General features: G+C 47.0%; 19 protein-coding genes and 1 pseudogene. 19 read left to right on the top strand and 1 reads right to left on the bottom strand.

Features of this window, described 5'->3' with window-relative positions; translation table 11 throughout:
- Positions 1–2 precede the first annotated feature (2 nt).
- Both K0036_RS12915 and K0036_RS12910 read left to right on the top strand, forming a co-directional pair.
- Positions 3–3,593 carry a response regulator gene (locus tag K0036_RS12915; RefSeq protein WP_220429918.1) on the top strand — a complete coding sequence of 1,197 codons (3,591 nt, stop codon included), beginning with the start codon at positions 3–5 and terminating at the stop codon, positions 3,591–3,593.
- Positions 3,590–3,955: an Hpt domain-containing protein gene (locus K0036_RS12910; RefSeq protein WP_025642936.1), complete on the top strand. Its 366-nt coding sequence runs from the start codon at positions 3,590–3,592 to the stop codon at positions 3,953–3,955. Before K0036_RS12915 ends, K0036_RS12910 begins: the two co-directional genes overlap by 4 nt.
- A gap of 119 nt (positions 3,956–4,074) precedes the next feature.
- Here K0036_RS12910 and K0036_RS12905 read toward each other — a convergent pair whose 3' ends face one another.
- Positions 4,075–5,742, bottom strand: coding sequence for a GGDEF domain-containing protein (locus K0036_RS12905; protein ID WP_220429917.1), 1,668 nt, complete (start codon positions 5,740–5,742; stop codon positions 4,075–4,077).
- Positions 5,743–5,839: 97 nt separating this feature from the next.
- On the opposite strand from K0036_RS12905, the gene K0036_RS12900 reads away from it, so the two are divergent.
- From K0036_RS12900 to K0036_RS12815, 17 genes and pseudogenes are all read left to right on the top strand, one after another.
- Positions 5,840–5,977 carry a hypothetical protein gene (locus K0036_RS12900; protein ID WP_155855064.1) on the top strand — a complete coding sequence of 46 codons (138 nt, stop codon included), beginning with the start codon at positions 5,840–5,842 and terminating at the stop codon, positions 5,975–5,977.
- Positions 5,978–7,062: 1,085 nt separating this feature from the next.
- Complete coding sequence (locus K0036_RS12895) at positions 7,063–7,386, top strand: hypothetical protein (protein WP_173693828.1); 324 nt, start codon at positions 7,063–7,065, stop codon at positions 7,384–7,386.
- 48 nt (positions 7,387–7,434) lie between these two features.
- Complete coding sequence (locus K0036_RS12890; protein ID WP_173693827.1) at positions 7,435–7,872, top strand: hypothetical protein; 438 nt, start codon at positions 7,435–7,437, stop codon at positions 7,870–7,872.
- Between the two features lie 204 nt (positions 7,873–8,076).
- Positions 8,077–8,826: pseudogene (locus K0036_RS12880) on the top strand (tyrosine-type recombinase/integrase).
- A gap of 435 nt (positions 8,827–9,261) precedes the next feature.
- Positions 9,262–11,241, top strand: a complete 1,980-nt coding sequence (uvrB, locus tag K0036_RS12875) for an excinuclease ABC subunit UvrB (RefSeq protein WP_220429915.1) — start codon at positions 9,262–9,264, stop codon at positions 11,239–11,241.
- 4 nt (positions 11,242–11,245) lie between these two features.
- Positions 11,246–14,089: an excinuclease ABC subunit UvrA gene (uvrA, locus tag K0036_RS12870; protein WP_025642948.1), complete on the top strand. Its 2,844-nt coding sequence runs from the start codon at positions 11,246–11,248 to the stop codon at positions 14,087–14,089.
- A gap of 140 nt (positions 14,090–14,229) precedes the next feature.
- Positions 14,230–15,219: a rod shape-determining protein gene (locus K0036_RS12865; RefSeq protein ID WP_025642949.1), complete on the top strand. Its 990-nt coding sequence runs from the start codon at positions 14,230–14,232 to the stop codon at positions 15,217–15,219.
- Positions 15,219–17,429, top strand: a complete 2,211-nt coding sequence (locus K0036_RS12860) for an ATP-dependent RecD-like DNA helicase (RefSeq protein ID WP_029466902.1) — start codon at positions 15,219–15,221, stop codon at positions 17,427–17,429. Before K0036_RS12865 ends, K0036_RS12860 begins: the two co-directional genes overlap by 1 nt.
- Positions 17,426–18,148, top strand: coding sequence for a ComF family protein (locus K0036_RS12855; protein ID WP_220429914.1), 723 nt, complete (start codon positions 17,426–17,428; stop codon positions 18,146–18,148). The genes K0036_RS12860 and K0036_RS12855 overlap by 4 nt, the downstream gene beginning before the upstream one ends.
- 57 nt (positions 18,149–18,205) lie before the next feature.
- Entirely contained in the window at positions 18,206–18,601 is a 396-nt protein-coding gene (locus K0036_RS12850; RefSeq protein WP_220429913.1) for a hypothetical protein, read from the top strand.
- A complete protein-coding gene (locus K0036_RS12845; RefSeq protein WP_025642951.1) occupies positions 18,602–19,732 on the top strand; it encodes a hypothetical protein in 1,131 nt (376 codons plus the stop codon).
- A 54-nt stretch (positions 19,733–19,786) separates the two neighbouring features.
- Entirely contained in the window at positions 19,787–20,671 is an 885-nt protein-coding gene (gene cdaA / locus K0036_RS12840) for a diadenylate cyclase CdaA (RefSeq protein ID WP_220429912.1), read from the top strand.
- Positions 20,649–21,911 carry a YbbR-like domain-containing protein gene (locus tag K0036_RS12835; RefSeq protein WP_220429911.1) on the top strand — a complete coding sequence of 421 codons (1,263 nt, stop codon included), beginning with the start codon at positions 20,649–20,651 and terminating at the stop codon, positions 21,909–21,911. Before cdaA ends, K0036_RS12835 begins: the two co-directional genes overlap by 23 nt.
- 29 nt (positions 21,912–21,940) lie before the next feature.
- Positions 21,941–22,204, top strand: a complete 264-nt coding sequence (locus K0036_RS12830; RefSeq protein ID WP_025642954.1) for an HPr family phosphocarrier protein — start codon at positions 21,941–21,943, stop codon at positions 22,202–22,204.
- A 206-nt stretch (positions 22,205–22,410) separates the two neighbouring features.
- Positions 22,411–22,761, top strand: coding sequence for a LytTR family transcriptional regulator DNA-binding domain-containing protein (locus K0036_RS12825; RefSeq protein WP_220429910.1), 351 nt, complete (start codon positions 22,411–22,413; stop codon positions 22,759–22,761).
- 220 nt (positions 22,762–22,981) lie between these two features.
- Positions 22,982–24,505, top strand: a complete 1,524-nt coding sequence (locus tag K0036_RS12820) for an amino acid adenylation domain-containing protein (RefSeq protein ID WP_220429909.1) — start codon at positions 22,982–22,984, stop codon at positions 24,503–24,505.
- Positions 24,498–25,739, top strand: a complete 1,242-nt coding sequence (locus K0036_RS12815) for an alanine racemase (protein WP_220429908.1) — start codon at positions 24,498–24,500, stop codon at positions 25,737–25,739. Before K0036_RS12820 ends, K0036_RS12815 begins: the two co-directional genes overlap by 8 nt.

The raw sequence follows: 25,739 nt of genomic DNA, 5'->3' as shown, positions 1-25,739 counted from the left end.
AGATGGAACAGCAAGTTACGGCGAAGGCGACGCTTCAGGCGTTCTGCCAAGCCTGGTTTGAAGAGCGGAATCTGGAAGACGCTTTAGGGTATCTGACAGAGGACGTGGAATTCATAGGGACAGGAGATGAGGAGGAAGCCAGCGGAATTGAGGAAATGTCATCATATATCCGGCAGGATATCGATGAGATGCCGGAACCTTTTCTGTTCGAGATATTATACATGCGCGAACAGATACTGGCGGACAATGTCCATAATCTGTCTGCGAAATTCCGCTTAAGAAATACCATGTACCAGTGGCATCTGCGCGCGTTCTGCGTTTTGGGAAGAACTTGCGGGCAATGGAAGATCAGGAGCATTCATTTTGCAGAGCCCAGCAGGGCCCAGCAGAATGGAGAACATTATCCGGAGACGCTGGTTATCGAGCAGGCCGCAAAATTGAGGGAGGAACTGCTGGAAGAATCTATGCCCGGAGGAATGATCGGCTGCTATCTGGAGCCACGGCTGCCGCTTTACTTCATCAACAAGAGGATGCTGGATTATCTGGGATATGTCAACGAAGAGGAGTTCCAGGCCCAAATCCAGGGATCGCTTCTAAACTGCATATATCCGGAAGACCGGCAGAATATGCAGGCAGATGTGTTCCGGCAGATAGAAGAAAAGGGAGAGTATGCGGCGGAATACCGGATGCGGAAGAAGGATGGCACTTATATCTGGGTACATGATGCAGGAAGGGGAATGCAGACCGAGGATGACAGAGAGGTCCTCATATCGGTATGCATAGATATTACCCGGCAGAGGCAGTCGCAGGAAGAAGTGCTGAACATCTATAATAATATCCCAGGCGCAGTTTTTAGGTGCAAGTTTGACAATGTGTTTTCCGTGATTGACGCAAATGATGGGCTGTTTGAGTTCATAGGCTATACAAGAGAAGAGTTTGCAGCTATGGGGAACCATATGGCGTCAGTGATCTATCCGGAGGATCTGGAGATTATGGCTGACAAACTCAAGGATCAGTTAAAGCATGGGAATACGATACACAATGAGAATCGGCTGGTTTGCAAGGACGGGAGGGTGCGATGGATCTCCATCAAGGCCCAGCTCTTTGACGAGCCTGACGGGGAGCAGTATTTCTACTGCGTTTTCGTGGATATTACGGAAGAGAAGCATCTGCATGAGAGAGTCAGGGAACTGTACGAAAAGGAATTGGCCTATTTTGCGGAAATGCTTTCTTCTGGGGAGAGCATCCAGGGAAGGATAAATATTACGCAGAACCGTCTGGAAAGTTATGTGTCTTCCTCGGAAACGGCGATTGTCAGGGTCGGAGAAAATTATGACCAGGTTGTAGAACAGCTGGCAATGTCTGCCATAGATGAGGAGTCCGCAAAAGAAATACGTGCCACCTTGAAGCGGGAGAAGGTATTACAGGACTATGCCTTGGGCAGATGCGATTATCACTTCGAATTCCTGCGCAGGCGTAATGACGGCATGGCATTCTGGGGAAGCACGAATATGAGGACTTCCCAGAATCCGGAAACCGGCGATGTAATCATTTTCTTCTATACTTCCGACCTTACAGAGCAGAAAATGCAGGAACTGCTGCTTAAAAAACTTGCGACACTGGATTATGACGTTATCTCAGACATCGATATCGTGCGGGATACGCATCGGCTGATTTCCTTCGACAGCAGTCGCGCGGATACGATTCCCGTGCAAGGGCGGTTTCAGCAGTCGATCCGCAGGATCGCGGAAAAATTTATGGACGAGGAAGCCAGAAAGGAATATCTTGGGAAGCTGGACTTCCAATATATGAAGGAACAGCTGGAACATCAGGATTCCTATACGTTCCTGGTGGAATTTAAAGATCAGCTTGGCATGAAGCGGATGAAGCATTTCCAGGTATTTTATATCAGCCGGGCTACCGGAAGGGTCTGCATGGCCCGCAGGGACGTAAGCGATGTCATCCACAAAGAGCAGCGGCAGAAGGAGGAACTGGCTTCCGCGCTGGTGGCGGCGGAACAGGCCAATGCCGCCAAGTCGGACTTCCTTTCACGGATGAGCCACGAAATCCGCACGCCGATGAATGCGATCATTGGCATGAGTACGATTGCAGCCCAGTCCATCGGAGATGATGAACAGGTGGCTGACTGCATATCCAAGATTGGGATATCCTCTAGGTTTCTGCTATCACTGATCAATGATATCCTGGATATGAGCCGGATTGAGAGTGGGAAGATGCTGCTGAAGAATGAGAAGATTCCAACGGAGGAGTTTCTGAATGGAATCAATTCCATCTGCTATGGGCAGGCAGCAGCCAAAGGCGTGGAGTATGAGTGCATCGTAGATCCGGTGCTGGATGATTATTATATAGGGGACGCTATGAAACTGCAGCAAGTGCTGATCAATATCCTGAGTAACGCGATTAAATTCACCAATGAAGGCGGAAAGGTAACCTTCTCGGCATCCCAGAGAAAACGGAGCAAAAGTAGCGCGCAACTGCGATTTATCGTGAATGATACGGGAATCGGCATGAGCGAGGAATTTATTTCCCGTATATATGAGCCATTTTCCCAGGAATCCACAGGAGCCACGACGATGTATGGAGGCACTGGCCTGGGGCTGGCAATTTCGAAAAGCATCGTAGACATGATGGATGGGAGGATCGCCGTACGTTCCATCAAAGGCCTGGGCAGCGAGTTCACCATTGATGTGAAGTTGGGAATTACAGAGGAAGAGAAGCTGCGCCACAATCAGACAAAGACGAACCTCAATTTCTCGCATTTGAAGACTCTAGTAGTAGATGATGATGTGGCCGTGTGCGAAAGTGCTATGGCTACGCTAAAAGAGATGGGAATCAAGGCCGAGTGGGTGGACAGCGGCCGCAAGGCTATTGAGCGGGTAAAGGAACTTTGGCAGGAGAAGAAGTATTTTGACATGATTCTGATAGACTGGAAGATGCCGGAGATGGACGGAATCGAGACTGCCCGCCGTATCCGTAAAATAGTGGGCCCGGATGTGACGATTATCATTATGACGGCCTATGACTGGATCGCGATTGAGCACGAAGCCAAGCTTGCGGGAGTAAATCTGCTGATGAGCAAGCCGATGTTCAAGTCCTCCCTGATCTCGGCGTTTACCAGGGTATTGAACGAGAAGGAAGAAGAGAAGCAGGTGGCGGCTGACGTTTATGACTTTACCGGCAAACGGGTGTTGCTTGCGGAAGACAACCAGATTAACACGGAGGTTGCGGTAATGCTATTGGAGAGTAAGGGCTTTACTGTAGAAACCTCAGAGAACGGATTGCGCGCGCTGGAGAAATTCAGCAAGTCCGAGGCAGGCTATTACGATGCCATCCTGATGGATATACGCATGCCATTGATGGATGGACTGGCAGCCACTACCAATATCAGGCATCTGAGCAATGAGGATGCCCGGAAAATCCCAATCATAGCGATGACGGCCAATGCGTTCGACGACGACATCGAGAAGAGCAAGGCAGCAGGGATGAATGCCCATTTGGCAAAGCCAATTGAGCCAGAACGGCTGTATCAGGTTATGTATGATTTTATATTTGGAGGTGGACTGGCAGAATGAGAACGTTCAAGGAGATATTTGAAGAATACGGGGCAGATTATCAGAAAACGATTGCCCGTTTCATGGGGAATGAGAAAATGTATATGAAGTTTCTTGGAATGCTGTTCCAGGATCCGAGTATGGAAAAACTGGGACAGGCGCTGAAGGACAAGGATTACGGGGAGGCATTTACGGCGGCCCATACGTTAAAAGGGGTTACCGCGAATATGGGGCTAACGCCTCTATTTGATCGTGTATGCGCGATCGTAGAGCCTTTGCGCCTGGGAGAGGCAAGAGAAGACTATCCGGATATGTACCGGGAGATAGAAGACGAATTCCAAAGGGTAGAGGGACTCAGGGACGAATTGTCAGAAGTGATTTGATTTAAAAAAGGTTCCAGTTATGGAAAATTTTGTTGAAACATAAATGAAGCATATCTCACAGGGGATCGTGTTCTGAAAAGCACGGAATTCTGTGAAATATGCTTCTTGTAGATAGTATCCTAAAAATCGGGTTTGTCTGACGCTCCCTTATGCTTATGCTGGTACATTTGCTGGTCAGCCATAGAGATCAGGCTTCGGATGGTGATTTCCGGCAGATCTTCCGGCTTTTGGGCAAAACCGCTTGAAATGGACAGAGGGATATTTCTGGACGCGTTGCATGCCTGGATAGACGTTTCAAGATTTACGCGATAGGTGTCAGGCGTCAGCGTACAATTTTTCAGAATGACGATAAACTCATCTCCGCCAACGCGGTAGCAATCGCCAATATCCCCGTAAGCATTCCAGATGCATTCAGCAGCGTCCCGGATCAGGGAGTCTCCCTCCCGGTGTCCCCAGGTATCGTTTACAATCTTTAACTTATCAATATCCAGCATGATAACGGCGGTGTTCTGATTCAGCAGTATGATATCGTCCAGGGTTTCCAGTTTTTCCTCATAGGCAGTCCGGTTTCCCAGGCCTGTAAGGATATCCTTATATGCCAGTTCCTGATATACTGCGGATTTGGCCGATTCTTCCGATATGCCGAGGAAGCGCCGAAACATAAGGAGCATTAGAATAATGATAAAGATAGTAAATCCCAGCGTAAAAAAGCGGGAGTTATCATTTCCCTTTGTTTTATAAAAAGATACAAGGGACAGGCAGGAAATTCCTACGAATAATCCCAAACCGATCAATGTCCACTTAGCATAAAGCGAGCGGCTATGATACAGTTCGACACACATGTATACAGCGCCGTAAGCGATATTCAGCAGCAGGATAGCATGGGTGAGAAGCAGCATCCGCATAAAATTGGCTGCGCCGAATATGTACAGCAGATTCTGTGCGATAAAATTCAGCACGCAGAGCCATTGAAACTTGCCAAAGGAGTTTTGGCGGCCACTAAATGTGCGGATAAAAGCAAGCAGCGGCAGCGGAAGCAGAAGGAAGGCTTCAAAAGAAACCACCATGACTAACAGGCTGTTGCCGAAGAAAAACTGTGGAAGGCCGGAATCAGTGAATACCCAAATTGCTGAATCAAGAATGAAAAGCGCCAGGTATAGCAGCATGTAAAAGTCGGGCCGGTTCTGGGATTTCTGCCGGCAAAGGATGAGGAACCCTATAAGCATCGCAATGCCGAGGCCTCCGATCATGATGAAGAATAAAAATGGTCGGATGTTTTCTATAAAAAGAGTATTAACTGCTTCTTTGGGCGTCTGAAGCCAGACGGGAGACAGTTTGCTATATGGACTTAAAGAGTCGCTTTTTATTGATATCCGAACCTCCTTGCCACAGTACTCTGGCAAAATATCCACAAAGCATCGGATCTTAGAGGGCATGAAGCGAGGATTCTCCTTGTCCTTCTGGTATTGGTAAACTAGCTGGCCATCTATATAAACTTTAATATATTGGTAACTATTGTCAAAGGACATGACGTATCCGGTGTTATAGCCTTCAGGTATAATATTATAAAAGTCGGCTTTCGAGCCGGTAACATTATATGGAAGCGGGGAAGCCGGTACTTTATCCGTTCCTTCATAATAATACCAGCCGTCAAAAGAAGCATCCAGGGATTTGGCAGGAAAATGGATTCTATCCTTTATATCAGGAAAGCCGGTGATGATGATCGAAGATGCCAAAAGCAGGATGCTAAGGATTATTGCTGCCCACGATATATATTTGCCTTGCATTTTTTACTGTGCTCAGCATTAGGTTTTCTCACAGATATACCTCCAGTCGGCAAGAGTTAAGTAAACATTATTGTAGCATAGAGGCTTATTGACTACAATGGAGAATGTTAAAATTTTTGCAGGAAGGAATATTACCTATGCGGCTGCCGCGCAGATAAAAAAAGAGATTCGTACTCCGGAATTAACTACCTTGGGGGAAAGCGAGAAAGGATGGATCCGGCAGATGAAATTTTAATGAAGATATAACCTTACAGAGGTTTTAGATGTATGAAACGGAGGACCCTTGAGTCAGATTTTATGACTTTGGGGTCCTCCGTTTCGTTTAGGTAAGATTTTTAATCACGATTGGAAGAAACCGTTCCTTCGTTATATTCTGCAATTTGATTGTTCCTTCAATCTGAAGCCAGTATGAAACACAGCCCTGGAACAAAGCCTGCATAAGCCATGCGGCTTCCTCAGCCGAATAACTAATTTTAAACTGTCCGGCATCTATTCTTTTCCTCAGAAATGGCGTAAGACAGCGCACCCCTGAATATTCATTATACTCATAATTACTCATCCATATATTGTTAAAGCGGTCATTGATATCTCTGCACAGGATATATCCGGCTTCATCAAGAATCGAAGATTTATAAATATAATATTCTGACAGAATCTCAACAGGGTCTGCACTTAAGTCACTGTCATCTAATATCTGATGTCCTTTTGTTCCCAGAGTCTTGGCATACTCCAGCAGAAAACTGTCCTTGTTTTTATAAAAGAAACAACTTACAGGGGTGAAAATAAGAACTTTAAAGTTTTGTTATAATATATAGTCGGTATGAAATTGAATTGGTATTTAGATGTGAGATCGACATTATCAAGATGAGTATGGAAAAATATGATAAAAGTTGAGTATGAACTATGAACAATATTTCAATTATCTTAGACAGGATGATTATATATTTAGGGGTAGTGTAGAAAAGAATGCTTTTTCTGCGAAAATAACTTAATTATTAATGAAAATACAGTTTAGGGTGTTAATGTCATCTTATAAAAGTAGTAGACACAAAAAGATAGTTTTTTATACATAGATATCGTAGTTTGGGTAAGAAATATTGCAATATTCTGTCGATAGATTACAATTTAATTATCAAATTAATTTGAGCGATAATTATAAAAAATCAGGAGAGGAGGGTTGCAACCCGAAGAATATAAACCCGAAGAATATAAACCCGAAGTATAGAATTGGTAAAAGAAACAAGATGTTCTGTTTAAGAATGAGAAAATGCAAGAACAAAAGTTATTGTAGGGTTATGGTAAATGAAAGAAGGTAATAACATGAAAAAAGTTTTACAATTTATCAGAACGAAAGTTTGGGTTAAGGTCCTGGTTTTATGTGCATCATTTGTTTTTCCTGTTCTATGTATTATGTATCTAGGTGGAAGTAAATTGGTTGTTTTCAATTTTATATGGGTTGCATTTTATAGTTCAGTGCTTACATGTGTGATATTTGAAACAAAGACAATAAAAATTTTTATATGCAGTTTGAATGCAGTTTTTGTAATTGGCATGATACTTCTTTTTTTAATGGGAGGAACTGAGATTATCCTTGGTGCAATTTGGAATGGAGTATTACCGTTTTTACCTAATCCGTGGTACTAAATACAAAAGAGAGGATTTTTTATAAAAAAAATTAAGAATAAGAATTTGATGTCTGTATTGTTAGTTTTGTCTTTAGTTTTTCTACTTAATATAACTGCGCTTGCGAGTGACACAGAACAAAATCTTGAAGAACAATCTTCGGTTACAATGCAATATGGGGATATCCTTTCTGTAGAAAACAAGGATATAATTCTTAAAGAATTGGGAAAGAGTGAAACGGAATTGACAACAGAAGAAATCGCATTGTTTGGTTCTGGCGCAGTGTGGAATGAGAGTTTTGGAGATAAACAATATTCTGCAAGAAAGACGTTATCTATGACGGCATCATTTTCTGCTAGTACTAGTTTGCCGTATACAACTGTTAAATATACAAATAGAAGTAGTTCTCCAGCTACAGTAATTGCATATAAGGGAACTGTTGGAAGCACGCAAATAAAAGTTATGACTGTGTTATCACTATTAAGGGGAAATATGGATTCCGCGTAGTTGTGAAATTTAATGACCTTACAGAAAAAGAATGTCAGCATTCCGGGTTTGTTTAAAAATCAGAAGCAGAAAAGGAAAGAGACAACGTAATTGTACAGCTTAATAGCAAAAAGTATGTCGTATACAAAGACGTGAAGCTGGAAGAATTATTGAACTACTGGTTAAAACATGTATGTGTAACAAGCCAAGATTGCAAAATCGAATTTGAACACGTCTTTGGAATTTGCGCTTTCAAAAAATTTGATTACTTATAATCCGGCAGCAGAACTTCAGTTGCCCAAGAATGCGGAAACTTCACCTTATCATGAGATAAGAATCGACTTAAGTAAGACATATACATTGGATCAGGTAAAAGTTCTATTAAAAGCAGCAAAAGGAACAAAAATATATATGTACATCTTGTTTATGGTATTGATGGGTTTAAGAAAGAGTGAAATAAGTGGTTTAAAATACTCAGATATTGACTATGAGAATCATACTATAAAAATAAGCCGACAATTCCTATTTCTGATTATGTGTTCCATGGCATATTAGAAGAACGCAAAATATGAAAAGAACAGGAGCAGACGGCAACATGGAGTGTGGGCTTTCCAGGATAAGGATTACATTTGCTGTTCCAGTTATGGAAGACCAAGGAGTATTTCCTACCTATATGAGCCTTATAAAGAGTTGATTGAGAGTATAAAGCTTCCTTATATCAGACCTCATGACTTGAGGCATACCTACACCACCCTGTTGATGAAAAACAATATCAATCAACGTGCAATAGCGGCTTCGTTGGGGCATGCCAGTTCAATAATCACAGTAGATGTATATACGGATAAGCAGGCAATCATAGAGGGTGCCGTTGAAGAAATGGAAGAATTTATTGATGAAGTACATCCGTATACAGAAGAAGACATCAGACTTTTGAATGAAAAATATGGAAAAGATCTTAGGAAAATTTCAGCATAGTTTAAAAGTAAGACTATTGTGGATATCTCGCAATAGTCTTATTTTTTGTGGAAATATGATGTAGAGGCGTTTAAAACAGGAAATTGATATAAGCAACAGCAGCATTTTGCAGTCTATTATTTGATTGGAAAATAAAAGCAATATAATTCTAATTTTCATATTGACTGTACGAAAAATAACCGTTATACTTGGGTGGGAACATATGTTCTCGAAACGTGTGAAAATGAATTTTAGTGTGTTTTTATATATGTCAATGATGACAGGTGTTGTAAAGGAATTTGGCGTGTGTCCAAGTTTATATAAGCCATGAATGTTTTAATATAGGATAAATTATGGTATACTATATCATCAATTTGTATTAAAAATTGCGTTGTGTTACGAACAGGAAAAATCCATTTTGGGTTAACAATAGAAATAATAAGGAGGTTTTTGGCAGTGGGAAAGTTTGAATTAGTATCAGAATACACCCCGACCGGTGACCAGCCACAGGCGATTAAAAAGCTGGTACAGGGATTTAAAGAGGGGAATCAATGCCAGACTTTACTGGGGGTGACGGGGTCTGGCAAGACCTTCACGATGGCGAATGTGATACAGGAATTGCAGAAGCCTACCCTTATTATTGCACACAATAAAACCCTGGCCGCTCAGCTCTATGGAGAGTTCAAGGAATTCTTCCCCAATAATGCAGTTGAGTATTTTGTCTCCTACTACGACTACTACCAGCCGGAAGCCTACGTGCCTTCCTCCGATACCTATATAGCAAAGGACTCTTCAATCAATGACGAGATAGACAAGCTGCGCCACTCCGCCACGGCGGCGCTGTCTGAGCGCAGGGACGTGATCATCGTGGCCAGCGTGTCCTGCATCTATGGCCTGGGCTCCCCTATCGATTACCAGAACATGGTCATCTCCCTTCGCCCCGGCATGGAGAAGGATCGGGACGAGGTTATCCGCAAGTTGATTGAGATTCAGTACGAGCGCAATGAGATGGACTTTAAGAGAGGAACCTTCCGTGTGCGGGGCGATGTACTGGAAATCATCCCTGCGCTTACGGAAGGAATGGCCTACCGGATCGAGTTCTTTGGGGACGAGGTGGACCGGATCTCGGAAGTGGACGTGCTGACAGGGGAGATTAAGAACGAGCTGAACCATGTCGCCATCTTCCCGGCATCCCATTACGTGGTGTCAAAAGAGAGCATGGAGCGTGCGATCCGTGGTATTGAGGAGGAATTGGAGGATCAGATCCACTACTTTAAGAGCGAAGGGAAGCTTCTGGAGGCCCAGAGAATCTCCGAGCGTACCAATTTTGACATTGAGATGATGCGGGAGACTGGCTTCTGTTCGGGGATCGAGAACTATTCCCGGCATCTGACCGGCCTGGAGCCAGGACAGCCGCCGCATACTCTGATCGATTATTTCCCGGATGACTTTATTATGATGATTGACGAGTCCCATAAGACGGTGCCCCAGATAGGCGGCATGTACCATGGGGACCAGTCCAGAAAGTCCACGCTGGTGGAATATGGATTCCGTCTGCCATCTGCCAAAGATAACCGGCCGTTAAGTTTTGAGGAGTTCGAGAGCAAGATTGATCAGGTCATGTTCGTATCCGCGACTCCGGGTCCTTATGAAGAACAGCACGAACTGCTGCGGGCGGAACAAGTCATCCGTCCAACTGGCCTGCTTGATCCGGAGGTAGAGGTTCGTCCAGTGGAAGGCCAGATTGATGATCTTGTTGGAGAAGTGAATAAGGAAATCGCGAAGAAGAATAAGATATTGATTACCACTTTGACAAAGCGGATGGCGGAAGATCTGACAGATTATATGAGGGAACTGGGCATCCGTGTCAGATACCTTCACTCGGATATTGATACTCTTGAGCGTACCGAGATTGTACGGGATATGCGCCTGGACGTGTTCGATGTGCTGGTGGGAATCAATCTTTTAAGAGAGGGACTGGATATACCAGAGATCACTCTGGTGGCAATCCTGGATGCGGACAAGGAAGGATTCCTGCGTTCCGAGACGTCCCTGATACAGACCATCGGCCGTGCCGCGCGTAACGCAGAGGGCCATGTCATCATGTATGCAGATAAGATTACGGACTCCATGCGCCTTGCCCTTGATGAGACCGAACGGCGCAGAAAGGTACAGATGGAATATAATGAAGCCCATGGGATTACGCCGCAGACCATCCAGAAGAGCGTCCGTGACTTGATCGCCGTATCTAAGAAGGTGGCGGCGGAAGAACTGCGCCTGGAGAAAGATCCGGAATCCATGAGCGAGAAGGAACTGGAGAAACTGACAAAAGAACTGACGAAACAGATGAAGAAGGCAGCCGCAGAATTGAACTTCGAGGCAGCCGCAGAATTGCGTGATAAATTAGTAGAATTGAAGAAACTATTGAAAGGATAAAGCAATGACCGAAAAGAATTCAAACAGACAGTTTATTAAGATCAGGGGAGCCAACGAGCACAACCTGAAGAATATTGATCTGGATATCCCCAGAAATGAATTGGTGGTATTGACGGGCCTAAGCGGTTCAGGCAAGTCCTCCCTGGCCTTCGATACGATCTATGCGGAGGGGCAGAGAAGGTATATGGAGTCCCTGTCCTCCTATGCCAGACAGTTCCTGGGACAGATGGAGAAGCCGGACGTGGAGAGCATTGAGGGACTTTCTCCGGCCATCTCGATTGACCAGAAGTCCACCAACCGGAATCCTCGTTCCACGGTAGGGACGGTGACGGAGATCTATGACTATTTCCGGCTGCTCTATGCAAGAATCGGAATTCCGCACTGTCCGCAGTGCGGGAAAGAGATTAAGAAACAGACGGTGGACCAGATGGTGGATCAGATCATGGAACTTCCCGAGAAGACCAAGATCCAGCTCCTTGCCCCGGTAGTGCGGGGAAGGAAGGGAACCCATGCAAAACTATTTGAACGGGCTAAGAAAAGCGGGTATGTCCGCGTGCGGGTGGATGGGAACTTGTACGAATTATCCGAAGAGATCGCGCTGGATAAGAATATCAAGCATAACATAGAGATCATCGTAGACCGTCTGGTAGTAAAGGAGGGCATTGAGCAGAGGCTGACGGATTCCATTGAGGATGTGCTGGCCTTGGCAGAAGGGCTATTGATCGTGGATGTCATTGGCGGGGAACCGATTAACTTCAGCCAGAACTTTGCCTGCCCGGACTGCGGGATCAGCATTGATGAGATCGAGCCGAGAAGCTTCTCTTTTAACAATCCCTTTGGCGCCTGCCCGGAATGTTTCGGTCTGGGCTATAAGATGGAGTTTGACGAGGATCTGATCATTCCGGATAAGAATCTGAGCATCAGCGAGGGGGCTATAACCGTCATGGGATGGCAGTCCTGTACGGATAAGAAGAGTTTTACTTATGCTATCCTGGATGCGCTTAGCAAAGAGTATAAGTTTTCTCTGGACACGCCTTTTAAAAAGTATCCGAAGAAAATTCATGACATTATCATCAACGGAACCGGAGGCAAGGAGATCAAGGTGCATTACCGGGGCCAGCGGGGAGAAGGCGTCTATGACGTGGCCTTTGAAGGCTTGATCCGCAACGTGGAGCGCAGATACCGGGAGACGTCTTCCGAGACGTCAAAGGCAGAATACGAAGAGTTCATGCGTATCACGCCCTGCCATGAGTGCGGCGGCCAGAGGCTGAAGCCAGGAGCGCTGGCAGTTACGGTAGGCGGAAAGAACATTGCAGAGGTTACGGCGCTTTCGATCGAGCGTCTTCAGAAGTTCCTCAGCCGCCTGAAGCTGAATAAGCATCAGATGATGATTGGAGGGCAGATACTGAAGGAGATTAACGCGAGAATCCAATTCCTGATGGATGTGGGCCTGAACTACCTGACGCTGTCACGGGCAACGGGAAGCCTGTCGGGCGGAGAAGCGCAGAGGATCCGCCTGGCTACCCAGATAGGCTCCGGCCTGGTGGGAGTGGCATATATTCTGGATGAGCCAAGCATCGGCCTGCACCAGAGGGATAATGACAAGCTGCTGGGAACCTTAAAGCATCTGCGGGATCTGGGCAATACGGTGGTGGTCGTAGAACATGACGAGGACACCATGCGCGAAGCCGATTATATTGTGGATATCGGGCCAGGCGCCGGAGAACACGGGGGAGAAGTCGTCGCCCAAGGGAATGCAGAAGAGATTATGGCGAATAAGAATTCCATAACTGGCGCATACCTAAGTGGGAGAATTCAGATACCTGTGCCCAAGGAGCGGGCAAAACCTACCGGATGGCTGAAGGTGATCGGAGCCAGGCAGAACAATCTGAAGAATATAGATGTGCAGTTCCCGCTGGGAGTGATGACTTGCGTGACAGGCGTTTCCGGCTCCGGGAAAAGTTCACTGGTCAACGAAATCCTGTACAAGCGTCTGGCAAAAGAACTGAACAGGGCCAGGACCATTCCTGGCAAGCACAAGGATATCATAGGAATCGAGCAGCTGGATAAGGTCATCGACATCGACCAGTCTCCGATCGGACGTACGCCCCGTTCGAACCCGGCCACGTATACCGGGGTATTTGACCTGATCCGGGATCTGTTCGCCGCTACGGCCGATGCCAAGGCGAAAGGCTACAAGAAGGGGCGTTTCAGTTTCAATGTCAAGGGCGGCAGGTGCGAAGCCTGCAGCGGAGACGGCATCCTGAAGATCGAGATGCATTTTCTGCCGGATGTCTATGTCCCCTGCGAAGTCTGCAAAGGCAAGCGCTATAACAGGGAGACGCTGGAGGTCAAGTATAAAGGAAAAAGCATCTATGATGTGCTAAATATGACGGTGGAGGAAGCGCTCCATTTCTTTGAGAATGTACCCAGCATTCGCAGGAAGATGGAGACGCTCAACGACGTGGGGCTGTCATACATCCGCCTGGGGCAGCCGTCCACAACCCTGTCAGGAGGGGAGGCGCAGCGGATCAAGCTGGCAACAGAGTTGAGCAAGAGAAGCACGGGAAAGACCATATACATCCTGGATGAACCTACGACAGGACTGCATTTTGCAGATGTGCACAAACTGACGGAGATACTGCGCAGGCTGTCTTCCGACGGGAACACGGTCATCGTCATCGAGCACAATCTGGATGTGATTAAGACCGCGGACTATATCATCGACATCGGTCCGGAAGGCGGAGATAAGGGAGGCACCGTTATTGCCCAGGGAACACCAGAAGAAGTGGCTGCAAATCCTGTGTCCTACACAGGAAAATATATCGACGCCATGCTGCGCCGATAAGGGCGGTTCACAAAGAATTAAGGAAAAAGGGGGTTTCCATTTTTCGGAAATTTGATTATAATGAAACGTGCACATAAGATGCGTTTAATTGGATAAACAAATGATAATCAAATAGATAGCATAATGAAAGGGGAATAAGGATGTCAGTAGATATTGGAATTGATTTGGGTACCGCCAGCGTTCTGGTATATGTCAAGGGCAAGGGCGTGATCTTAAAAGAGCCGTCCGTGGTGGCATTTGACAGGGATACCAACGCAATTAAGGCAATCGGCGAGGAAGCGCGCCTGATGCTTGGAAGGACGCCGGGCAACATCGTGGCTATCCGCCCGCTGCGCCAGGGCGTGATCTCAGATTATACGGTTACGGAGAAGATGATAAAGTACTTTGTGCAGAAAGCCATGGGCAAGCGTACATTCAAGAAGCCGCGGATCAGCATCTGCGTGCCAAGCGGCGTGACGGAAGTGGAGAAAAAAGCGGTGGAAGAGGCGACCTATGCAGCCGGTGCCAGGGAAGTCAATCTGATCGAGGAGCCGGTGGCTGCCGCGATCGGTGCGGGAATCGACATCTCCAAGCCCTGTGGAAATATGATCGTTGACGTTGGCGGAGGAACTTCCGATATCGCCGTCATTTCCCTTGGAGGAACGGTGGTGAATACTTCCATCAAACTGGCAGGAGATGATTTTGACGAGGCCATCGTGCGCTATATGCGTAAGAAGCATAATCTTCTGATTGGAGAGCGTACGGCTGAAGATATCAAGATTAAGATTGGGACGACCTATCCCCTGATCGAGGATGAAGCCATGGAAGTAAGAGGAAGGAACCTGGTGACAGGACTTCCAAAGACCGTTACGGTTACTTCATCCGAGACGGAAGAAGCGCTTAGGGAGACTACGGGACAGATCGTGGAAGCTGTGATCAGCGTGCTGGAGCGGACGCCGCCGGAACTGTCTGCCGATATCCTTGACCGTGGAATCATGCTGACCGGCGGGGGAGCGATGTTAAGAGGACTGGAAGAACTAATCGAAGAGAAGACCGGAATCAATACTATGACTGCCGAGGATCCGATGAAGGTGGTAGCCATCGGAACCGGCCAGTTTGTTGAATTCATGGGTGGGCGAAAAGATTTTTAATGGATAATATAAAAGGATATGTAGAACACATCGTATACCGCAATGAAGATAACGGGTATACGGTATTTAATCTGAATAATGACGACGGCGAGATGACCTGCGTTGGAAACTTCCACTATATTGAGGAAGGCGAACTCTTAAAATTGCAAGGAGAGTATACGACCCATAAACTGTACGGACTGCAGTTTAAGGCAGAGGCATCTGAAGTCTGCGAGCCGGAGGACTTGGTTTCCATTGAGCGGTACCTGGGATCCGGAGCGGTGAAAGGGGTAGGCGCAGCCCTGGCCGGAAGGATTGTAAAAAAGTTTAAGCAGGATACCTTCCGCATCATCGAGGAAGAGCCGGAACGCTTAGCTGAGATCAAAGGGATCAGCGAGCGCAAGGCCCGGGAGATTGCCACTCAAGTAGAAGAAAAGAAGGACATGCGCCAGGCAATGATCTATTTGCAGAAATACGGGATATCGACGACTCTGGCAGCAAGGATATACCAGCATTACGGGCGGAGCGTGTACCGTGTCATAGAAGAGAATCCTTACCAGATAGCCGACCATGTGCCTGGCGTAGGGTTTAAGACCGCTGATGAGATTGCATCCAAGGTCGGAATCCATACCGATTCCGACTATCGCATCCGCAGCGGTATTTTCTATACCCTTTTACAGAGCGTGAACGAAGGCCATGTGTATCTGAAAAAGGAAACGCTGACCTACCGTGCCGGCCAGCTGCTGGAAGTGGAAATACAGGATATCGAGAAGTATCTGATGGATCTGGCTATTGAGAAGAAGATTGTAATGAAGGAATCCCAAGAAGGCATGAGAGTCTATGCATCTCACTATTATTATATGGAAATGAATGTGGCGAAGATGCTCCATGATCTGAATGTCGCCTGCGAGGTGGCGGAGGCCAGCCTGATGAAACGGCTACAGGCTATTGAAGAAAATACCGGCCTGTATCTGGACGACATGCAGCGCACAGCGGTGATGGAGGCTGCCAGAAGAGGCATCCTGGTACTGACCGGAGGCCCGGGAACGGGAAAGACTACAACCATCAATGCCATGATACATTTTTTTGAGAGCGAGGGGCTGGATATCCGTCTTGCGGCCCCCACGGGACGGGCGGCCAAGCGGATGACCGAGGCCACCGGATATGAGGCTCAGACCATCCACCGCCTTCTGGAGGTCAGCGGAAATCCAGAAGATGAGACGGTCAATGGATTCGGGCGCAATGAAGAGAATCCGCTGGAAGCAGATGTAATTATTATTGACGAGATGTCCATGGTGGATCTTCCGCTCATGCATGCCTTGCTGGGCGCAATCGTCCCGGGGACACGGCTGATTCTGGTAGGCGACAGGAACCAGCTTCCGAGCGTGGGGCCGGGAAGCGTGCTGAAAGACATCATTGAGTCTCACTGCTTTCCGGTGGTGATGCTGACCAAGATCTTTCGCCAGGCAGGAGAAAGCGATATCGTGGTGAATGCCCATAAGATCAACCGTGGGGAAGAAGTCGTGCTGGATAATAAGAGCAGGGATTTCTTCTTCCTGAAGCGGCAGGACGCCAATGTCATCATCAGCGTGGTTATCACCCTAATCCAGAAGAAACTGCCCAAGTATGTCAATGCCCAGCCTTACGATATCCAGGTGCTGACCCCAATGCGCAAAGGCCTGCTGGGAGTGGAGCGGCTGAACCGTATCCTGCAGGAGTATCTCAATCCGCCGGAGGCGGGGAAGACAGAAAAAGAGTATGGAGACCGCCTGTTCAGAGAAGGGGATAAGGTCATGCAGATTAAGAACAATTACCAGCTGGAATGGGAAGTGGCCACCAAATATGGCATGACCATTGACAAAGGCATGGGAATCTTCAACGGGGATATGGGAATCATCCGGGAGATCAATACCTATGAAGAAACGGTGATTGTGGAGTATGATGAAAAAAGAATGGTAAAGTATCCATATGCTTTACTGGATGAGTTGGAACTGGCCTATGCCATTACCATACATAAATCACAGGGGAGTGAATATCCTGCAGTGGTCATACCGCTTCTGCAGGGACCTAGGCAGCTGTACCACAGGAATCTTCTGTATACGGCTGTTACAAGAGCAAGGCAGTGCGTGACTCTGGTGGGAAGCGATTCGGTATTCCAGGAGATGATACGCAATACCAATGAGCAGGACCGCAATACCAGCCTTGCACAGCGAATCCAAGAATTACAATGACAATCTTACGAAAAGTCTATGAAACTGTCCTCCGCTGGCTCTGGCCTGAAATATGCCCATTCTGTGGCAAGGCAAGCAGCCGGGGAATCTGCGGTGTCTGTCGGAAAGAACTGGAAAAACTGAAGATCCATGAGCCAAGATGCAAAGGGTGCGGCAAGCCGATTGCCCGTATGGAGCAGGAATATTGTCATGACTGCTCGCATACACATCATCATTATGACAGCGGTCTTGCGCTCTGGCTTCACAGAAAGCCGGTCAGCACGTCTATCTATCAGTTCAAGTATCACAATCAGAGAAGTTTTGGAGCCTGGTATGCCAAAGAAATGGCAGAGCAATTCGCTGTGTCCATCAGAAGATGGAATCCGGATCTGATCATTCCGATTCCGCTTCATCGAACGCGAAGAAGAAAAAGAGGCTACAATCAGGCGCAGATCGTCGCCTGCGAACTTGGCAGGAGGCTAGGGATACCGGTAGACGCATCCAGCCTTTGCCGGAGGATCCCCACAAGCCCCCAGAAGACACTGGGCCATGGGGAGAGAAAAGCAAACTTAAGGAAGGCCTTTGCGCTTGGGCGCGGGTTTGTTCCAGTGCCAACCGTACTGCTGGTGGACGATATCTACACCACTGGAAACACCATGGATGCGGCGGCAGATATTTTAAAGCGGGCAGGGGTTGAAAAAGTCTATTTTTTAACTATAAGTATTGGACAAGGGTACTGATATTTGTTATACTAAAAATGATGTTTAAATGACAGTGACAACATTTTGAGGTGGATTATGTTAGACGAAAAAAAAGTGAAGCTTATGACCCGTCTTGCTTTCTATGAACAGACGCAGGGAAAGGAAGATTTCAAGGTCAGCGCATATTACAGAAAAGATTATGCAAGCATGCATGGCATATGCTCTTTCCTCTGGGTGACGTTTGGCTATGTGTGCGTGGTAGGGCTGGCTATGCTGGCAGGCATGGAGCAGCTGCTTTCGAAGATGTCAAGCGGGCTTGTCGTAATGCTCGCGGTGATTATTCTGGCAGGCTATGTATTCCTGGTGGTCCTGTATACCGTGATATCCAGCCACATCTATAATCAAAAGCACAGGGATGCCAGACAAAGGGTGAAGAAGTATAACCATGATCTGACAAGACTGCTAAAGATGTATGAAAAGGAGAATAGATAGATGGATAGTATTTATGTGCTTCGTGGACGCCTGCAGGAGATATATGGAAGGAATTCCAAGATATTCGATAAGGTGCTCCAGTTTATCCTGGCTGTAGTAACATTTTCAGTAATTAACCATAATGTAGGTTTTATGAAGGCCGCAGCATCGCCGGTCGCATCCCTTGCCCTGGCAGTCATCTGTACCTTCCTGCCACTGATGGTTACCGTCGTAATGGCAACGGTTCTGATACTGGCCCATATGTTTGCGGTATCCTTGGGAACCTTGGCGGTTACGGCAATCGTATTTTTGATCATGTATATCTTCTATTTAAGACTGACGCCGAAGATGGCTCTGATCGTGCTGTTGACGCCGCTGGCTTTCGTGCTGAAGATTCCATACGTCATTCCCATCGCGTGCGGCCTGGTGGCAGCGCCGGTAAGCCTGGTTGCCATTGCATGTGGAACGATCGTATTCTACATGATGGAGTATGTGAAGAAGTCGGCTGCCGCCATTGAGGGGGCAGGCGCAAAAGGAATGCTCACCCAGGTCGCCAATTATGCCAAGCAGGTTTTCCAGAATAAAGAGATGTGGGTCATTATCGTGGCATTCATCATCTGCTTCTTTGTCGTATATACTTTACGCAGGCAGTCAATGGATCATGCCTGGAAGATCGCCATCATCACAGGCGCGATTGCCAGCATCATCGTGATCGCGGCCGGCGACATTGCGCTTGGCGTACATACTTCCTATGGAGCCTTGATCGGAGGAAGTATTGCGGCCGTCGCAATCGGACTTGTGCTGGAATTGTTCTTCTTTACGGTGGATTATGCAAGAAGCGAGAATCTCCAGTTTGAAGATGATGAATATTATTATTATGTAAAAGCAATCCCTAAGGTCTCCATCTCTACACCGGAGAAGACGGTGAAGAGGATCAATGAAAGGCAGGAGACGGAGATCATCAATACCGAAGAGGTGCGCAGAAAATCAGGGAAAGGGCAGGGCAGGAATGTAGCAGCGCCGTCCCAGAAGAAAGCGCCAAGGAAGCCTTCTGCAAAGAAGGGGCCGTCAGCAAAGAAGCATGATATGAGGGAAGTAGATAAGATGCTTCTGACCCAGAGTCTTCGAAAAGACTTGGATTTAAAAGATTAAGAGGAAGCCATTCCCTCAAGGGGAAAGGAATCATAGAAAGAAGGAGGTGAAAGAATGGAACAGCAGATCACCAGATTTGCAGAAAAATATGTCACAGGGTTTTATTTCCCGGAGATCCAGCTGACCGATGTGATCGAAGTATTGATCCTTACATTCCTGATATATCAGATCATGGTCTGGATTAAGAACACGAAGGCGTGGATGCTTCTAAAGGGAATCATCGTGCTTGCTGCATTCATTCTTTTAGCCGCCATATTCAAGATGCATACCATATTGTATCTTGCCAAGAATGCCGTAACGGTCATGGCGACGGCAGCAATCGTGGTATTCCAGCCAGAACTAAGGAGGGCCCTGGAGAAACTGGGAGAAAAGAAGTTTCTCAGTTCCGTGGTGCCTTTTGAGACGAACAGGGAGAAGGTACGTTTCAGCGAGGAGACAAGAGAGAGTATCGTAGAAGCGGCCTTTGTAATGGGAAAGGCTAAGACCGGAGCGCTGATCGTCGTTGAACAGGCAATCCGTCTGACCGAGTATGAAAGTACGGGAATCCAGATGGACTGTCTTGTGTCAAGCCAGGTTCTGATCAACATATTTGAGCACAATACGCCGCTTCATGATGGGGCGATCATTATCCGGGGAGACCGGATCGTATCGGCTACCTGCTATCTGCCGCTGTCGGATAACATGGGCATCAGCAAAGACCTGGGCACCAGGCATAGGGCTGCAGTAGGAATGAGCGAGGTAAGCGACGCGCTGGTAATCGTGGCGTCTGAGGAGACGGGCGCAGTATCCGTGGCACAGGGGGGCCAGCTGTTCCGCAATATCAGCCAGAAAGAATTGAGGGAAAAATTAGCAAGCATTCAGGATAAAAAGGCAGAAGTCAATAAAATAGCGGCATTATGGAAAGGAAGGCATAAGCATGAAAAAAAGACTAATGGATAATCTTGGTCTTAAGATATTAGCCTTTCTGATTGCCGCTTTTATGTGGCTTATTGTGGTTAATATCGACAATCCGGTGACGGATAAGACCTTTTCCGGCATCCCTGTCACGGTAATGAATGAAGAGATTGTAACGGACAACAACAGAACCTACCAGATTATAGACAATACCCAGGAAGTAAGCGTTACCGTAACTGCGAAACGTTCCGTCCTTAATAATATCAAGGCGGACGACATTATGGCAGTTGCAGATATGAAGGAACTGACTTTGGGAACCCAGGTTCCCATCGAGGTGACGATACCGGGCTACAAATATGAAAAGGCCTACTCGACGCCGCGGAATCTGCAAGTACAGATTGATGACGAGGCAAAGAATAATTTCCCGATCACTCCAACTACCACCGGCACGGTACGGGAAGGATATATGGTAGGAGAGATGACGGCGAATCCGGAGAAGGTTACCTTAAGAGGGCCTAAGAAGGTGATCAACAGCATCAATAAGGTGGTGGCCGAGGTAGATGTCTCAGGATTATCCGAGAATTCGAACCTTGAGGCAAAACTTGTACTGTATGACGCGAATAATAATGTGATTGACCAGACGCTGCTGGCGAATAATCTGGGCAAGGATGGCGTCAGCGTAGAAGTGACTCTTTATCAGATCAAGAGTTTACCCGTCAAGCTGGATACTTCCCAGGTAACTGCGGCGGAAGGCTATAAAGTAAGCGGAATTACCGTTGAGCCACAGGAAGTCCGGGTATCCGGGGAGAAAAAGGATCTGGCGGGACTGACCGAGATTGATGTCCCCGCGGAGGCGCTTAAGGTATCTGAATTGACCCAGAGGACGGAAAAGACGGTAGATATCTCACCCTATCTGCCGGAAGGAGTCACCCTGGCAGATGAGAATGCCAGCAATGTGGTGGTGTCCATTTCGATCGAGCAGCCGGGAGCGAAGATATTTGAAGTCTCGACCAGTTCCATCATGGTCAATAACCTTACCGATGGGCTGCAGGTAAGTTATGACAGCACAGTAGATCTGGAGATACAGATCAAAGGCCCCAGCGCGGTTCTGGATGTGTTCTCCATCGCAAAGAAGGTGAGCATAGACTTGAAGGATTACACGGCACCCGGAACTTATCGGGTACCGGTAACCGTGGAACTTCCGGATGGGTGTTCCCTGGTAAATGAAGTCAGCGTAGAGGTGGTTTTGGAAGAAGCGGATTCTAATGCTCCTGCTGGCGAATAGTATAGCAAGAAGGATAAACGGAGGAGATTATGGTTAGGCAGAAAGTTACAATTATTAACCCCACCGGACTACATCTGCGGCCGGCTGGAATATTTTGCAATACAGCCAGCAGTTTTAAATGCAAGGTGACGTTCGAGTATGACAATACGACTGCAAACGCGAAGAGCGTTTTAAGCGTGCTTGGCGCCTGTATCAAAAAGGGCGACGAGATTGAACTGGTATGTGAAGGGGAAGATGAAGAAGCGGCGTTAAAGGCAATGGTGGAAGCCATTGAGAGCGGCCTGGGCGAATAGGGAAGACTGTTGAAAAGGCGGCCTGTGCATATGCATAGGCCGCCTATTATGATATTTTCATACTACAAAATGCGACAAAATTCTACATAATGTGAAAAGTCGACCTGTTTTAGGGAGATGTATAGTATTTTATATATGGTATACTAATAAGGTTTCTTAGTGTAGGGCAGCTAAAGGAGTGAGCAGCAACGGAAGAGAGCAAGCACATGTATATTATGAGCGAGGATTATTTATGGATGAAAGTGTCGCTGAAAGATATCTACTATTTTGAAACCATTAAATCCTCCCACTATTGCAAGGTCGTCCATAAAGAAGGCACAGGCAAGATCCATGCGGATGTAAAGCCTTTGTATGAGAAGGTCGCGCCCTATTTTTTTCAGACAAAATCATCTACGCTTGCGAATCTGGATCTAGTCTGGAAAGTAGATACCAGGAATCGGATTCTTTATTTTGAAGAAAACATATTCTGTACTTATGCGCAGCGTTTGGGCAGGGAACTGAAAGAAAAACTGGAACTCTATAATTACAGAAGTTATCGGAAAAAGGCCAATGAATAAAAAGCACTGGGATAATACCATAGTGAAAATACAGTTATAGCTTGATACCCTGGCATTATATGTCCCGAAAAGGGGCGCCAATTCATCTATGGATGGGCGCAGGGTATCGGGTCTTTTCCGCCGGATAATTATTAAGATTTTATGGATGTAATAGACATTTTCTCCAGTATCGTATAAACTAGATAGCATATTAAGAATGTTATATAATCAGGGGGAAAATATGATTCGAAATATATTAGAGTATCTGGAACGATCCGAAAACAAGTTTCCGGACAAGACAGCCTTCGCGGATGAAGGGGCATCCTGCACTTATGCGGAACTTAAGATGAGAGCCAGGGCCGTGGGAACCTGTCTTGCACAGAAGGTAAGCCCCAGGATGCCGGTTCCCGTATTGATGGAGAAGAGCGTAAATGCGATCTATTCCTTTATGGGCGCGGTATATGGGGGCTGTTTTTATGTGCTCCTGGATCCGAAACTGCCGTCCCAACGGCTGAGGCAGATCCTGGACACGCTAAAGGCCAGGGTATTGGTGGCGGATTTAAAGTATAAAAAGCAGTTGGATGGCCTGGGCTTTGAAGGAGTGGTCATAGATATAGAAGAGGCAGTAAAGACGCAAGAAGACCCCGTACTTCTGGAGCAAATCAGAAGCCAGAGGCTTGACATTGATCCGCTTTATGCCAACTTCACCTCCGGTTCTACAGGCATTCCCAAAGGCGTGGTGGTAAGCCATCGGTCGGTCATTGACTTTATGGAAGATTTTACGGAGATTTTTGGAATTACCGACAAAGATGTGATCGGAAATCAGGCGCCGTTTGATTTTGACGTATCGGTAAAGGATATCTATTCCACCCTTAAGACAGGCGCTGCCATGCAGATTATCCCTAAGAAACTCTTTTCGTTTCCCACGAAACTGCTGGACTATCTGGTGGAACGGGAAGTGACTACCTTGATCTGGGCCGTCTCCGCGCTGTGTATCATTACGACGCTGAAAGGCTTCGAGTACAAGGTGCCTTCCAAGGTAGACAAGGTAATCTTCTCCGGCGAGGTAATGCCCGTAAAGCATCTGAACGAGTGGAAGCGATACCTGCCGGATGCCAGGTATGCCAACGTTTACGGTCCTACGGAGATTACCTGCAATTGCACGTACTATAAGATAGACCGGGAGTTTCAGCCAGGCGAGAACCTGCCGATCGGCCAGCCGTTTCCCAATGAGAAGGTGTTTCTTCTGGATGAGGAAGACCGCCTGGTTACAGAGCCTTCTAAGAAAGGAGAAATCTGCGTATCCGGCACGGCGCTCTCGCTGGGGTACTATAATGATCCCAGGCAGACGAAGGCTGTGTTTATGCAGAATCCTCTGAATGGGCAGTATCTGGAGCCGATCTACCGGACGGGAGATCTGGGCTACTATGGAGAAGACGGGTATCTGTATTTTGCATCCAGGAAAGATTACCAGATTAAGCACATGGGCCACAGGATCGAACTGGGAGAGATCGAGACTGCCTTGGAGCGGGTGGAAGGAATGAGGCGCGGGTGCTGCATCTATGATGAAGAGAAGAACAAAATCGTGGCATTCTATGAAGGAGAATTGGAAAAGCGCCAGATTGTCAAAAGCCTGGGGACGGCCTTGCCAGCGTTCATGGTACCAAATGTATTCATAAAGATGAACCGGCTTCCGATTACAAATAATGGAAAGATCGACCGCAAAGGACTGAAAACGCAGTATAAGGAGGGATTGCATGGATAGAGATCTATTAAGGCAGATTGCCGGAAAATATGAGACGCCGTTCTATGTATTCCATATCGATGAGTTGAAAATAAGAATTGCCATGATCCGGGAAATTCTTGGAGGAAAGGCAAGCCTCTGCTATGCTATGAAAGCCAATCCTTTTCTGGTAAAGCCTTTAAAGGACGTGGTTGATAAATATGAAGTCTGCTCTCCAGGGGAGTTTGGCATCTGCGAGATGTGCCAGATCCCCATGGAACAGATCGTGCTCTCCGGCGTGTATAAGGAGGAGAAGGACGTTGCCCATGCTATGCGCAACTATGGGGATAAGGGAACCTATACCATAGAGTCCGCCAGTCATCTGGAACTTCTGGAACAATGCGCCTGCAAGGAAGGCATCCGTATCCGGGCACTGATCCGCGTGACCAGCGGCAACCAGTTCGGGATGGATGAGGCAGAGATCTGCCGGATCATAGAGCGGCGAAACGAGTATTCCCATATAAATATCATAGGCTTGCAGCATTATTCCGGAACTCAGAAAAAGAAACTGGCAAAACTTAAGAAGGAACTGGCGCATCTGGATGAATTGATAGCCATGCTGAAAGAAGCCTATGGGTACGAGGCAGAAGAATTGGAGTATGGTCCTGGATTCTATGTGCCATATTTTTCTACAGACGAAGAAGTTGATGATGAAGCCATGCTGAAGGAATTTGCAGGATTTCTTTCAGAACTTCGATTCCAGGGTAAGATTACTTTGGAAATGGGCCGGTATCTGGCCGCTTATTGCGGATGCTACCTGACCGCCATCGTGGATCAGAAGGTAAATATGGGACAGAAGTACTGTATCGTGGATGGAGGCATCCATCACCTCACCTATTTTGGTCAGGCAATGGCAATGAAGCACCCTCATTATCGTCAGTATCACGAGGAAGAGGGCAGATATGAAGAAGTATCTGTGGATAAAGGCAGTAAGCAGGAGGATATTAGTCAAAAGGATGTAACGGAGTGGAACGTATGCGGCTCGCTGTGTACCGTCAATGACGTGATTGTGAAGAATCTGCCCTTGCAGGAGGCGAAGATTGGAGATATACTGGTATTTGAGCGTACGGGGGCCTATTCTGTGACGGAAGGCATGTATCTGTTTCTGAGCAGGGACCTTCCACAGATCCTGTTCTATTCAAAAAACGAAGGCATCAAAGTGGCAAGAAGACGCCGAAGTACGGACGAGATCAATTGTATAGAGGCAGAACAATAG

It is taken from the genome of [Clostridium] scindens (assembly GCF_019597925.1).
In the GTDB taxonomy this organism is placed as follows: domain Bacteria; phylum Bacillota; class Clostridia; order Lachnospirales; family Lachnospiraceae; genus Clostridium_AP.
The sequence above is the reverse complement of the archived record's forward strand: the minus strand, read 5'-3'. Positions and strand labels throughout refer to the sequence as shown.